A 13,338-nucleotide genomic window follows, 5' to 3' on the forward strand; every position below is an offset into this window, starting at 1 on the left:
CTTTCTTATTTGTATATTATTCTTAAATAATAATTCTTTAAGTAATTATTATATAAAAAAAGGGATTAAAACCTAAATAAAATAAAAAGTTAAACTGCTATAATATATAAAATGATAAGGAATAAAATGGCTGGGAATAATGAGAATAATCCATTACATGGAATTAAATTAGAAATGATATTAAATGAACTTGTTGATGAATTTGGTTGGGAAGAATTAGATAGAAGAATAAAAATTAATTGTTTTTATAATAACCCTTCAATTAAATCAAGTTTAAAGTTTTTAAGAAAAACTCCATGGGCAAGAACGAAGGTCGAAAACTTGTATATTAAGACATTTAAATCATAGAATATTGTAAAAACTAAAGTATATTATACTAAGATACATTTTTAAATTGAGAGGAATTTTATATAATGATAAAAAAAATAGATACAAATAGTGAAGAGTTTCAGACAGAGTTAGAACTTACTAAACAATTCACAGATAAAGTAGTTGAAAACTTTAAATTTGCATATAATCCAAATGATGAAGTGAATGAATCAATTCAAATGGGACTTGCACGAAATAAAATGATTTATGGTAAAAGATATTGTCCCTGTTTTATGGTTATTGGTGAAACAAAAGAAGAACAAAAAGCTGCCGATAACCGATTATGTCCATGTAAACCTGCATTAAAAGAAGAGATTCCGCAAAAAGGTAATTGTCACTGTGGGATTTTTTGTACACCAGAATTTGCACAAACAAGTGCTAAAGAAGAAGAATTACATGATGCTATTGCAACTCATTCAAGAGGTTTAACTAAAGAAGAGTGTGCAGATTTACTTTTAAAAGAAGAAGTAAATTCAAGTGAATTAGAATCTTTACTTGAAGCTAGAGAATTAGGTTTTGTAAAATTTAATTTAATTGATACAAGAGAATGGATGGAATGGGTTGGAAGAAGAATTAAAGGTACAGATTATTTAGTTCCAACTACTTCATTTTATCAAGCACTTGAAAGAGTTGATGACCAAAAAGATACTCCTGTAGTTGTTTATTGTTTAAGTGGAAGTAGATCAGCTTATTGTCAAAGAATTATGCTTGATTTAGGATATAAAAGTGTTGCTAACTTAGATTATGGAATATCTTCATTCCAAGGTGAAACACTAAGTGGAGAAGAGTAAGACTCTTTATTTATAAGATGTATCCTTTTTTTAGGATACATCCTCTTTTGATTCTTCTGAATATTTTTTTAGTAAATGCATTATTGAAATAAAGAATGTAACCATCGCAGGTCCTATAATCATTCCCCAAAAACCAAATGTTGAAAGTCCAGCTACAATAGAAAAGAATATTAATATTTCATGCACTTTTGTAGGTGTTTTTACAACTTTTTGATTTATATATTTTATAATTACAGGTTTAGCAAAAGTATCAGCAAATACTGAAATCATAAGAATTGAATACACTGCAATTACAATTGCATTTGTAATTGAACCTGTTATTGCTTCATAGATTACCAAAGGAAGCCACATAATAACTCCTCCAATTACGGGAATTAATGATGCAAAACCATATAAAACTCCTAATAATAAACCGTCATATCTATAAAATGTTAGAAAAAACCCAAATAAAAACCCTTCAAAAATTGCTGTAATTATTACAGAATATAAAACAACTGTCATTACATTCGAGGATTCATAAAAAAGTGTAATTGAATCATCTTTTTTAATTGGTAATAACTCTTTTACAAAAGTAGATATAGTTGTTGAATATAAAGTAAAGAAGAAATAGAAAATTAAAATCAAAACCATATCCATCATAAACCCTGCAGAGTTTTTACCAATAGAACCACCTACTGCTAGTGTTTTTTGTGCAATTTGACCTACATCTATTTTTGTAAGAATAAAACTTAGTTGTTCTTTTATAAATAAGAAGTCATCTGAAAGGTTTTGTACCCAAAATTTTAAATTTGAAAACTCTTTTATTAAAGTTTGTTGATTAAGGTCATTAAAGTAATTAGCGAATGCAAAAATACAATACATTACAGGAATAAAGAATATTCCAGCAAGTGTAAGAGTCATCGTAACTGTTGCTATAACTCTACTGTTTAATCTATTTTCTAAGTATAGTGTTAAAGAATTAGTAGCAACTGCTAGAAGTAGCGCTACAAATAATGCCTTTAAGAATGGACTAAATAGCTCTACCATAAAGAATATTGTAATAGCAGCTATAAATATTAAGAAATAAACGGGCTTCAAAACAGACTACCTTCGTCATCTAATTTGTCACTATTAGGATATGAAAGTCTAAACATTTCATATGTTTTTATACTTGCAATTCTTCCTCTTGCTGTTCTTTCTATAAAGCCGTTTGCTAGTAAATATGGTTCAATTGCATCTTCAATTGTTCCTTCATCTTCACTAAGAGCTGCAGCCATAGTTGAAAGACCCATTGGTTTACCTTTATTTGATACTAATAATTCAAGTAAATTAATATCCATTTCATCAAAACCACTTTCATTAACACCTAATTCATCTAAGGCATACTTACATCTTTTTAGGTGTATCTCGTCTTCATTTTCAACTTCAGCAAAATCACGTACACGTCTTAATAATCGTAAAGCAACTCTTGGAGTTCCTCTACTTCTTCTTGAAATTTCTTCTGCTGCATCATTTTGACAATATTTATTTAATTTTGTAGAGGCTATTTGAATAATTTTTGCTAATTCTTCATGATTATAAAATTGCATTCTAAAATGCATTCCAAATCTTTCTCTTAAAGGATTTGAAAGCATTCCTGCTCTTGTTGTTGCTCCAATTAATGTAAATCTTGGTAAATCAATTTTAACAGTTTGTGCAGCAGGTCCTGAGCCAATTATAATATCAAGTCTATAATCTTCCATTGCTGGATAAAGTATTTCTTCAACAGCAGGTGAGAGTCTATGGATTTCATCAATAAATAAAATATCACCTTCTTCAAGGTTTGTTAAAATCGCAGCTAAATCACCTGATTTCTCAATCATTGGACCTGCTGTAATTTTTATATTTGTATCCATTTCATTTGAAATTAAATACGAGATTGTTGTTTTCCCAAGTCCAGGAGGTCCATAAAAAAGTATATGATCTAAGGCTTCATTTCTTTTTCTTGAAGCTTCAATAAATACTTTTAAATTTCTTTTTATTTTTTCTTGACCAATATAATCGTCCCAAGAAGAAGGTCTTAAATTAACTTCATTATTATCTTCTTCAAAAGATACTGATTCAACCTCTACAATTCTTTCCATACTTAGTATTCTTCATCTTTAGAAGGGAAAGTTGAATCTTGAACATCACTTCTATACTGATTTACGGAATTTTTTACTAATTGTGCTCCATCTAAATAATGTCTTACAAACTTTGGTTTAAAATCTTCAAAAAAGCCTAACATATCAGACCAAACTAATACTTGTCCATCTGTTACATTTCCTGCTCCAATTCCAATTACAGGAATAGAAACAGCATCAGTTATTTTTTTTGCAACATGGCTTAGAACACCTTCAACTACTATAGAAAAGGCACCTGCTTTTTCTATTGCAATAGCATCTTTTATTAGTTGTTCTTCATCTTCTTTTGTTTTTCCTCTAACTTTATAGCCACCTTCACTTCTTACATATTGTGGCATTAAGCCAATATGTCCCATTACTGCAATTGAATTTGAAGTTAAGTGTTTAATTATATGTGCTCTGTCTTCGCCACCTTCAATTTTAACAGCGCTTGCGTTAGTTTGTTGGTAAACTTTTACAGCGTTTTGTAAAGCTTGATTTTCATTTATGTATGTTCCAAAAGGCATATCTAAAATGACAAAAGCCTTAGAAGCACCAGCACATACTGCATTTGTATGATAAATCATTTGCTCTAACGTTGCTGAAAGAGTATCAGGTTTTCCTGCAAAACTCATATTTAAACTATCACCTACTAAAATCATATCTGCTATTTCTTCAAAAAGTTTTGCAAATAGTGCATCATATGCTGTTATCATTGTAAGTTTTTTATTATTTTTATAATTTATAATTTTTGTAATATTCATTTTTTCAAAATCATTTTTTATAATACTCATTTTGTATTTTCCCATTTATTAATATAATAGATATTTTAGCAAAAAAATCTTTCTAATAAATAAATAAAACTTTCAAGAGTTTTTTAAAGAGAGAATAAACTTGATTTTAGATAATATATATGTTAATAATTGAATAGGATATAGTTAAATGAATGAAAATATTGATAAAAAACTTGTAGGATATATTACAGCTTCATACCCAGAAAACAACTTTACAGTTGATTTAGCATTAAGTATGAAAGAAGCTGGTGTTGATTCCTTAGAATTGGGAATTCCATTTTCAGATCCAGTTGCAGATGGTCCTGTGATTGAAAAAGCAAATTTACTAGCACTAAATAATGGGTTTAAATTAAATGACCTTTTTGAAGTTTCTTCAAAAATAGCACCACATATGGATACTTTATGGATGGGATATATGAATCCTTTTTATAGATATGGAATTGAAAAATTCTTACAAAAAGCAGATGAATATAGGATTACTGGAACTATTATTCCTGATTTACCTTTTGAAATGGCAGGTAGTTTAACACCTTTATATGAAAAATATAATAAGGCAAATATATCATTTGTAGCACCAACAGATAGTGATGAACGTATAAAAGAAATTATTACTGATAGTAAAAAGTTTATTTATATGGTTGCTTACGCAGGAATTACAGGAAGTGGACAAAGTGAAGATTTAAGTACTATTATTTCAAATGTAAGAAAATATACAAACACTCCTTTATATATCGGTTTTGGTGTGGATGAAAATACTTGTAAAGAAAAATCACAAGGTGTAGATGGAGTAATTGTTGGAAGTACTTTTGTTAAACATATAATTGATGATTCTTTATCTTATAATGAAAAAATTACTAAAATCTCTGCAATTGCAAAAGAGATAAAAGAAAAAATAAACGAATAATCATGCATATTTTAAATAAAGATATTGAATTTGTTGAAGAGCAAAGATCTTGCTCTTATTTTGAAGATAATATATCAGATATTAGATATAAATATATGTATTCATGCTCTCCAAATTCATATCAAGCTATGCTAGAACGTGGTTGGAGAAGATTTGGAAGAATGCATTTTGTACCTGAATGTAATACATGTACAAAATGTGTTTCTATGCGAATTGATGTAAAAAATTATAAATTCTCTAAATCTGAAAATAGGGTAATAAATAAAAATAAAGATACAAAACTTTATATAAGACCTCCTTCTATGACTATGGAGCATTTGGATTTATATGATAAGTATCATGAATTTATGAATAGAAAAAAAGATTGGCCTTATTCTCCTATTGAACCTAATGAATATTCAAAATCTTATGTTGAATCTAAAGAAGAGTATGCAAAAGAGTTTTTATATATGAGAGATAATAAACTTATTGGTGTTGCATTAGTTGATATGCTACCTAATGCTATTTCTTCAATTTATTGTTATTATGACCATGATTATGCAGATTTATCATTAGGAAAGTTTTCTATTTTGGCACAAATTAAAATTGCAAAAGAGATGAATATTCCTTATATTTATTTAGGTTATTGGATTAAAGACCATTATTCTATGGGATATAAAGAAGCATATACACCTTTTGAAGTATTAGTAAATAGACCTAGTTTGGATGAAGAAACAATTTGGAAGAAATATGAATTATAATGTCGTAGTAATCATAAGTATTGTTATTTGTGCTATACTATCTCTTTTATTGAGTTATTATGGAGTTTTACTAGTATTAGATGAAAAGAGTGGACTTTTTAAAGTAACCCAATTAATTATAGCAATTGTGTCAATGACGACATTTTATGCACCAATAAAACATCTATTAATTAAATATATGGATGTAGAAGAAGATGAAAGTGAGAATAAAAATGATTAAATACTTGTTTCCTTTTTTATTTTTAATAACAATACTTAATGCTGAAAATATTAATACACAAGATGATGAATTAATAGATAATGAACCTATAGATTATTCAAATGAACTTAAAATCGAACCTTCTGTTGATTGTTTGATTTTACAAGATGAGAATTCTATTATTTGTAAATTTGAAAGAAATAGAATAAATGTAGATCAAGAAATTGTTGTTCAATGGATTGACCCACAAGGGGATATTTCTAGAAGTAGAAATATGATAGTTCCTGCGGGACATGGTTCAATTTATGATTTTAGATATATAAATGGAAGACTTTCTGGAGATTGGGTTTTTAGAGTTATTGAAAATGAAAAAGTATTTGAATCTAAATTTGAACTAAAATAATTAATTGTATAAGATTAAATCTTATACAATTAACTTCGTAATATTATATGCTACAAATGCTAATACCCAAGCTGTTATAGTTGTAAATACGAATAAATAAACTAAATATTTCCATCCTCCAGCTTCTTTCGCAAATACCATTGATGCAGCTAAACAAGGTAAGTAAATCATTACAAATACTATAAATGATACTGCTGATGCAAAAGGTATATTATTTCTTATCTTCTCAATAAGTCCTTTTGAATTTTCATCATTTTCTTCCCCTAAACCATATAAGATACCTAGCGTAGAAACAACGATTTCTTTTGCAGCAAGACCAGTTTCTAAGGCTATCGTCATTTTCCAATCATATCCTAAAGGTGCAAAAAGTGGCTCTGAAAATTTACCAATAATACCTAAATATGAATTCTCTAAATTATATAAAGCAAGTTTATCTGATAAATATTGCTGTTCTTCTTCACTTACAGCTTGCTCGATTTTTACTGAATATTCATCTTCAATTAATGGATATTTAGGATAGTTTGAAGCAAACCAGATTAATATTGAAGCTGCTAAAATATATGTTCCAGCTTTCTTTAAATACATATAAGCTTGGTTTGAAACGGTATGCCATATTAGTTTTGTTGAAGGCATTCTATATTTTGGCATTTCCATTACAAAAGGTTCATCTTCACTTTTAAATACTACAATTTTTAATACCTTAGCTGCAATTAATCCTAAAATTGCACCAGAAATATATATTAGAAATATTATATTTCCAGCATTTTCAGGTGAGAAAAAAGCACCAGTAAAAAGTACATAAATAGGTAATCTTGCACCACAAGACATAAATCCAATAATAAATAATGTAAGTAATCTATCTTTTTCATTTTTTAAAGTACGTGCTGCCATGTAAGCTGGAACTGAACATCCAAAACCTGTAACTAAAGGAATAAATGACTTTCCATGAAGTCCAAATTTATGGAAAAATCCATCTAATAAAAAGGCAACTCTACTCATATATCCAGTTGTTTCAAGCAAGGTAATACCAAAGAATAAAATCACAATATTTGGTACAAATAAAATAACTGCACCTACACCTGCTATTGCACCATCTGCAATCATGGATGAAATTTGATTATCTCCTAGAACTTGTTTTGTTGCATCAATTAAACTCGCAAAAAATGAATCAATCATATCCATAGGAATATTTCCAAGTACAAAAGTTAATTGAAATATTCCCCACATTAGGAAAAGAAAAATTGGAATACCAAATATTTTATGAATTAAAATTGAATCAATTTTTTCAGTTAGTGTTTTTGCAGTTGAAATTTTTTGCTTAGTTGTTTCTGTAACTGCACCTTTTGCAAAAGCAAATTTTTCATCATTGAATATATCTTCTATATTTTTAGTATTATAGTGAATATACATATGTTCAAAAGCATGATTTAAAATAGGTTGTAATTTAACCCATATTGGTTCATCATGAAACATTTTATATGTTTGTTTATCTTCTTTTAAAAGTTTAAGTGCTAATTCTCTAAAAGTACAATGTGTTTTAAATCCAGTATCTTTAAATAGATTTGAAATGTTTTGAATCTCTTCTTCAATTACATCTGAAAATATTAATTTTGTTGGAAGTTTTTGATCTTCAAACTTTTTTACAATTGCTTCAACTAGTTCATTAATACCAATATTCTTTGCAGCACTAGTTTTAAAACAAGGTTTTCCAAGAATTTTACCTAATTGCTTCTCATCAATTTGTATTGATTCTTTTTGTGCTTCATCAATCATATTTAATGCAATAATCATTTTTTTATCTAATGCTAATAATTCTGATGTTAAGTAAAGATTTCTTTCTAGATTTGTTGAATCTAGAACATTTAATATAATATCATAAGGAGAATTATCTAAAAATTCCTTTGTAACTTTTTCTTCAAGAGTATAGTCATTTAAAGAGTAAGCACCCGGTAAATCAGTAATTTCAATTTTATAACCTTTATAATCTAAGAATACTTCTTCTTTTGTAACTGTTACACCTGAAAAGTTTCCAACTCTTAATCTCGCATTTGATATAGAGTTAATAAGCATTGATTTACCAACATTAGGCTGTCCAACTAATGCAACTTTTATTACTTTATTGTTCATTTTCTATCTCGATTTTTTTAGCTTCTGATAATCTAATTGCAACTTTTGTTGTATTAATTCTTATCTCCATAGTACTTTTTGTTAAAGTCACTTCTTCTATATATACTTTTGAACCTTTTACCATTCCAAAAGAATAGAATCTATTCTTAAGTGCATTTTCGCAGTTTACTGCTTTTATTATTGCACTTTCTCCGATATTTAGTTTATCTAGAGTCATTGTTTACCTTTGTAAAATTAATAATGATTATTATAACGAAATTAAGATTACTAATACTTGATTGATATCAACTATTATTATAAGGATTATTGTCAAGGGATAATAATTGCTGTTGTGTTTTAAAAAAACTTTAGCTATACTATTTTCAAATTAGATAACTATTAAGAGGCACATTTATATGATTAGCACAGAAGAGGCAATTGAAGAACTAAAAAAGATTGTTAAGCAAAAAGGTCTTAAATATACAGAACAAAGAGAAATCGTATTAAATATATTAATTCACGCAGAAGACCATTTAACAGCTGAAGAAGTTTATAACGAAATAAAATCACAAGATAACAACTCAAATATTGGTATTGCTACAGTATATAGAGCACTTAGTTTTCTTGAAGAAGTTGATTTAATCACATCTATTAACTTTGGAACAGATGGTAAAAAATATGAAAGTAATGCAAAATCTCATCATGATCACTTAATTTGTACAGAGTGTGGTAAAATTATTGAATTTTTAGATGATGAAATAGAAAAAAGACAAGAAAGAATTGCTAAGAAGAATAAGTTTAAAATTACAAGTCACTCAATGCAACTATATGGTGTATGTTCAGATTGTCAATAATATATTAAGAGTTTGACCTCTTAATATATTTTTATAGAATATCAGCTTTGATATTTTCAGCCCATGATGAAATTCTTTCATCAGTCAAATCATCTTGATTATCTTCATCAATAACTAAACCTACAAATTTTCCATCTACTACAGCTTTTGAATCATCAAAATCATAACCATCAATCGATGTAAAACCTACAATTTTAGCACCACTAGTACTTACTTGTTCATAAATAATTCCTAAAGCACTACAAAATTCATCAGGATAACCATCTTGATCACCTAAACCAAATAATGCTATTGTTTTATCTGTTAAATCAAGCGTTTTAAATGAATCCCAAGCTTCATCCCAATCATCATTTAATTCACCATCACCCCAAGTTGAACCACCTAAAATAACTTTATCATATTCATAGATTTTTTCAACACTAGAAGAACTTAAATCAAAAATTTCAATTCCTCCAAGTTCACTTGCAATTTTATCTGCAATCTCTTCTGAATTTCCTGTACTACTTGCATAAAATAAGGCTGTTGCCATTTTTAACTCCTATATATTTTTTCTTATAATTGACCTTAAAGAATAAGGTATTGCTTTTATTTGATATGTTTTATATTTTAATTCTTCTACATAAACTGGTATATGTCTAGTAAAATCATTATCTTTTGGATAAATTAAATATACTTGATTGTAATCTCCTTCTTTTATAACGTTTATTGCATGATTAACTTCTTTTTCAATATTTGGATCTTTTCTTTGAATATTTTTCCATGATGTATATATTTTAAGTGCACAAACATCTTTTTGTTTTATTGAAATTGAATCACCTAAGTCTAAAACTTCTTTGTCTTTATGTAGTTTTCTTAGTTTTTCAAGAACAAATTCATGAAATAAAAGATTTTTATCCATTAATAACTGCATCTTATTGTTTATAAAACAGTGTGATATTAACTTTGCTGCTGGTATTAGCTTTTTACTATTTACTATTAATCTTTGACTTGTTTTTGGATTGTAATAGTTATTTATGATTCTTGTTGAACTTGAACAAAGATTGAATTTTCTATTTTTATCAAAGTTATTTAATTTATTTAACTTGTGTAAAGGTAATAAGCTTTTAATTTTTGATTCAAATGCATTCTTTAAAGGAATTTTTGCAAAGTTTTTTTGTTCATATTTATTAAAATGACATATTGAATTTAAAACAAAATTACTAAGGTGTAAAAATAGTTGTCTTAATTTTACTTCAGAATCAAAAGTATCAAAGCCACATGGTAATAGCTCTTTTTTTCCATCAAATCCTACGAAATTAGTAAAGTCCATTATTTCTTTCCTTTACAATTGGCATAACATTGATCACAATTTTCAATTCCCATGATTTTTACATACTCTTCATATACACATGAAACTGATCTTTTTGCACAGATAAAAGGAATATTTTTCTTTTTAGCTTCATTTTTATATTTAAGCATTGTATTATGATTTAAAAATGATGTAAGCATTAAAATACAGTCAGTATCTTGTGGTACTTTCTTTTTTGGAGCTGAAGACTTTTTTCTTGCATCCCAATGATTAATTGTTTGGGCACCAAGACCTCTAAGCATTGTTGAAATTGAAGAGATCTGATCTCCTCCTATAATTAATACACTCATTTTATTTTCCCCACATACAAGTACAACCTGTAGGTTTCACTAGGTCTTTTTTATTTTTGATTACTAATTCATTCATAATTCAATCCTTATATTGATAATTGTTATTAGTATTATATATAATAAAACTTAATCTTTTATTAATACTGATAGTAATTATCATTTAAATAAAAAGATATAAAAAAAGGGAAAAGACAAAAGCCTTTTCCCTTTTAGAATGTAATTAATTAGTATTTATTAAAATTCGTATGTAAGTGTTGCAGCAACCTTTGATTGATCAACATCTGCAATTTCATAATCAACATATAAAACTTCAGCAGATAAATTTTCTACAAAACTATACCCTGCACCAACAACAAACTCTTTATCTTTATTATTTGAATATTTAGCTTGAGCATATCCTGCTGATAATTCAATATCTGCAATTGTATATCCTGCACTTGCATATATAGTTTTTGAATCTGTTGCATATACAGAGTCACCAATTTCTTCCGTAGGGTCAATATTATCTCCAGCTGTTGCAATTGAAGAAATATCTTCATCTGTTTTAATATATCCAAGAGCTAAGTCAAGATTTGCTACTGATGTTCTAGCTTCTAGATTATAAATAGAAGCATCTTTTATTGAATTATCGTCTTCATTACTCTGTGCATAATGTCCTGTAAGTCCAAACATATCATTATCAAAAGTAGCTTTTAAACCATAGTAAGAAGCTACATCTTTTGCTTCATAAAAGTAAGGGTTTAGTACTAAACCTTTTAATGCTTCAAATTTCGCATCAATTAAATATACACCATCTTCTCCGATTTTTTCAAAATCTGTACTTTCATCAACACCAGCCGCTGCTTGTCTTCTTGCAAAAGCTGCTGTTATTTCAAGGTTATCCATTGGTGTTAGTTTTGCTAAAAGTGCATCATTGTAATCACCAATCCATTCTAAATCTATCTCTTGTCTACCTGCAATTATAGTTGCAATATTATTTGAGTATTTAATATTAGCTAATGTCATTAATGCATTATTTGCAAACTCACCATTATAGTCACCATCATTTTTACTTGATAATTCATGATTTGCTCTAAATCCAGCTTGTGCAGAAAATCCATTTACACTACCTGTTTCATAATTTAAACCAAATGTTGCAGATGAAAATCCTGATTTAGATGTTCCATCATCAACTTGTTGAGTGTACGCTGATAAATCACCTGATACACTTCCATTTTTGAAAGCTTCATTTACATTTTCAGATTCTGCATATGCAAAACTAGTTGATAAAATTACCGCGCTTGTAATAATACTTAATTGTTTTTTCATTTATTTTTCCTTTTTATATTTGAATTCTTAGGAGAAGTCATTTATTTGTGTGGAATAATAATGAAAGAAAGTTAAAAGTTAGCTTATATTGATTGTAGTTATCATTATATTTTATCTGCAAGTATTAATAATAAAGTTAATAATAATTGATATCATTTAGTGATTTAAAAAAAGAAAAGACTTAAAGTCTATTTCTTTTTTGTGCTTTGAGGTGCGTATTTGAAAAATACATAAAGTACTGCAACCATCACGAATACAGTAATAACAGACATGAAGCTTAGTTCTACTTCTGGACCTGTTCCTCTTTGATAGTTCTTTGGCATAAATAAAAACATCGTTGATAATAACATAAACGATGAAGTTGCAACTGCTATTAAGTGTGCAATTACTTTATGCATTTTTGTAATATAAAAATCTTTTACCATTTTCCAAGTTACAAAACCTGCTAAAAGTACTATAACTAATACTATGATTTTTTCATATTGTGGTTCCAATATTGTATCCTTTTTTAAAAGTTTCATATTTTATTATAATGTGCTTAAAAAGCACTTATTTTTTTGTATTAAAGTTCTTAACAAAATCTCTTAAAATTTCTGCATGATCAAAAACTAGTTTTTCATAAGGAATATCTTTTATAGGATAGATATAAACTTCTTTTGCATCATCAGCTGCTTTTGGTGTTCCATAAGCTTTACATACAAAAACGCATGATGCGCAATGAAATCTTTTATCTCTTTTTGGGTTTGAATAAACACCTTGAAGTTTTTCAATACTCACATCTAAAGTTACTTCTTCTTTCATTTCTCGTATTGCTGCATCTTCTACACTTTCACCTACATCTACAAAGCCACCAGGAATTGCTATTCCTTTTGGTTCATTTAATCTTTGTATTAAAACTATTCCTTGAAATTCTTCTTTAGTATTATAGAGCTTAATTATTCCATCTGCTGCTAAATAGGGTGTTTTTAATTCAAAATTTGCGATTTTATATCCTTTTTTAAATATTTATTATTATATCAATTTTATAATTTAATATATTTAATTACCTTGTAATAAATTATATCTAAATATATTAATTTTATTTAAATTAAAAACAAGAGAAATAATTGTAA

General features: G+C 27.5%; 18 protein-coding genes. 7 read left to right on the forward strand and 11 right to left on the reverse strand.

The window, feature by feature from the left end; all coding sequences use genetic code 11:
- The first annotated feature begins 126 nt into the window (after nt 1-126).
- Both D3Z07_RS12990 and D3Z07_RS12995 read left to right on the forward strand, forming a co-directional pair.
- Complete coding sequence (locus D3Z07_RS12990; RefSeq protein WP_076088036.1) at nt 127-348, forward strand: VF530 family protein; 222 nt, start codon at nt 127-129, stop codon at nt 346-348.
- 65 nt (nt 349-413) lie between these two features.
- Nucleotides 414-1,160 carry a ferredoxin-thioredoxin reductase catalytic domain-containing protein gene (locus D3Z07_RS12995; RefSeq protein ID WP_122894100.1) on the forward strand — a complete coding sequence of 249 codons (747 nt, stop codon included), beginning with the start codon at nt 414-416 and terminating at the stop codon, nt 1,158-1,160.
- Between the two features lie 30 nt (nt 1,161-1,190).
- On the opposite strand, the gene D3Z07_RS13000 is transcribed toward D3Z07_RS12995, so the two are convergent.
- Genes D3Z07_RS13000 through panB form a run of 3 tightly spaced genes read right to left on the reverse strand, consistent with a single transcriptional unit; the run spans nt 1,191 to nt 4,074 of the window.
- Nucleotides 1,191-2,237, reverse strand: a complete 1,047-nt coding sequence (locus D3Z07_RS13000; RefSeq protein ID WP_076088021.1) for an AI-2E family transporter — start codon at nt 2,235-2,237, stop codon at nt 1,191-1,193.
- Nucleotides 2,234-3,262, reverse strand: coding sequence for a Holliday junction branch migration DNA helicase RuvB (gene ruvB, locus D3Z07_RS13005; RefSeq protein ID WP_122894101.1), 1,029 nt, complete (start codon nt 3,260-3,262; stop codon nt 2,234-2,236). Before ruvB ends, D3Z07_RS13000 begins: the two co-directional genes overlap by 4 nt.
- 2 nt (nt 3,263-3,264) lie before the next feature.
- Nucleotides 3,265-4,074: a 3-methyl-2-oxobutanoate hydroxymethyltransferase gene (panB, locus tag D3Z07_RS13010; RefSeq protein ID WP_076089359.1), complete on the reverse strand. Its 810-nt coding sequence runs from the start codon at nt 4,072-4,074 to the stop codon at nt 3,265-3,267.
- Nucleotides 4,075-4,222: 148 nt separating this feature from the next.
- Here panB and trpA point away from each other — a divergent pair, with 148 nt between their 5' ends.
- The 4 genes from trpA to D3Z07_RS13030 are packed head-to-tail and all read left to right on the forward strand — an operon-like array spanning nt 4,223 to nt 6,320.
- Complete coding sequence (trpA, locus tag D3Z07_RS13015; RefSeq protein ID WP_122894102.1) at nt 4,223-4,978, forward strand: tryptophan synthase subunit alpha; 756 nt, start codon at nt 4,223-4,225, stop codon at nt 4,976-4,978.
- Between the two features lie 2 nt (nt 4,979-4,980).
- Nucleotides 4,981-5,718 carry an arginyltransferase gene (locus tag D3Z07_RS13020; RefSeq protein WP_122894103.1) on the forward strand — a complete coding sequence of 246 codons (738 nt, stop codon included), beginning with the start codon at nt 4,981-4,983 and terminating at the stop codon, nt 5,716-5,718.
- Nucleotides 5,708-5,938, forward strand: coding sequence for a hypothetical protein (locus D3Z07_RS13025; RefSeq protein ID WP_122894104.1), 231 nt, complete (start codon nt 5,708-5,710; stop codon nt 5,936-5,938). Before D3Z07_RS13020 ends, D3Z07_RS13025 begins: the two co-directional genes overlap by 11 nt.
- On the forward strand, nt 5,931-6,320 hold the full coding sequence (locus D3Z07_RS13030) for a hypothetical protein (RefSeq protein ID WP_076089357.1): 390 nt from the start codon (nt 5,931-5,933) through the stop codon (nt 6,318-6,320). The genes D3Z07_RS13025 and D3Z07_RS13030 overlap by 8 nt, the downstream gene beginning before the upstream one ends.
- Before the next feature lie 21 nt (nt 6,321-6,341).
- On the opposite strand, the gene feoB is transcribed toward D3Z07_RS13030, so the two are convergent.
- Nucleotides 6,342-8,447 (reverse strand): ferrous iron transport protein B, encoded by a 2,106-nt coding sequence (feoB, locus tag D3Z07_RS13035; protein ID WP_122894105.1) that lies wholly within the window; start codon nt 8,445-8,447, stop codon nt 6,342-6,344.
- Nucleotides 8,437-8,664 (reverse strand): FeoA family protein, encoded by a 228-nt coding sequence (locus tag D3Z07_RS13040; protein ID WP_076088006.1) that lies wholly within the window; start codon nt 8,662-8,664, stop codon nt 8,437-8,439. Before D3Z07_RS13040 ends, feoB begins: the two co-directional genes overlap by 11 nt.
- 178 nt (nt 8,665-8,842) lie before the next feature.
- Here D3Z07_RS13040 and D3Z07_RS13045 point away from each other — a divergent pair, with 178 nt between their 5' ends.
- Nucleotides 8,843-9,280, forward strand: coding sequence for a Fur family transcriptional regulator (locus tag D3Z07_RS13045; RefSeq protein WP_076088004.1), 438 nt, complete (start codon nt 8,843-8,845; stop codon nt 9,278-9,280).
- Nucleotides 9,281-9,311: 31 nt separating this feature from the next.
- Here the strand turns inward: D3Z07_RS13045 and D3Z07_RS13050 are convergent, their stop codons facing one another.
- The 6 genes from D3Z07_RS13050 to D3Z07_RS13075 all read right to left on the reverse strand — a co-directional run bounded on the left by D3Z07_RS13050 (nt 9,312) and on the right by D3Z07_RS13075 (nt 13,231).
- The gene (locus tag D3Z07_RS13050) at nt 9,312-9,809 is read right to left on the reverse strand and encodes a flavodoxin (RefSeq protein WP_122894106.1); all 498 of its coding nucleotides are present in this window, start codon (nt 9,807-9,809) and stop codon (nt 9,312-9,314) included.
- A gap of 9 nt (nt 9,810-9,818) precedes the next feature.
- A complete protein-coding gene (locus tag D3Z07_RS13055; RefSeq protein WP_122894107.1) occupies nt 9,819-10,589 on the reverse strand; it encodes a hypothetical protein in 771 nt (256 codons plus the stop codon).
- A complete protein-coding gene (locus D3Z07_RS13060) occupies nt 10,589-10,918 on the reverse strand; it encodes a DUF2325 domain-containing protein (RefSeq protein WP_122894108.1) in 330 nt (109 codons plus the stop codon). Before D3Z07_RS13060 ends, D3Z07_RS13055 begins: the two co-directional genes overlap by 1 nt.
- Before the next feature lie 234 nt (nt 10,919-11,152).
- Entirely contained in the window at nt 11,153-12,226 is a 1,074-nt protein-coding gene (locus D3Z07_RS13065; RefSeq protein WP_076087996.1) for an Opr family porin, read from the reverse strand.
- Between the two features lie 188 nt (nt 12,227-12,414).
- The gene (locus D3Z07_RS13070; RefSeq protein WP_076087994.1) at nt 12,415-12,720 is read right to left on the reverse strand and encodes a hypothetical protein; all 306 of its coding nucleotides are present in this window, start codon (nt 12,718-12,720) and stop codon (nt 12,415-12,417) included.
- A gap of 55 nt (nt 12,721-12,775) precedes the next feature.
- A complete protein-coding gene (locus D3Z07_RS13075) occupies nt 12,776-13,231 on the reverse strand; it encodes an NUDIX hydrolase (RefSeq protein ID WP_322898852.1) in 456 nt (151 codons plus the stop codon).
- Nucleotides 13,232-13,338 lie beyond the last annotated feature (107 nt).

Origin of the sequence: Arcobacter peruensis (genome assembly GCF_003711085.1) — a bacterium.
Lineage (GTDB): Bacteria > Campylobacterota > Campylobacteria > Campylobacterales > Arcobacteraceae > Poseidonibacter > Poseidonibacter parvus.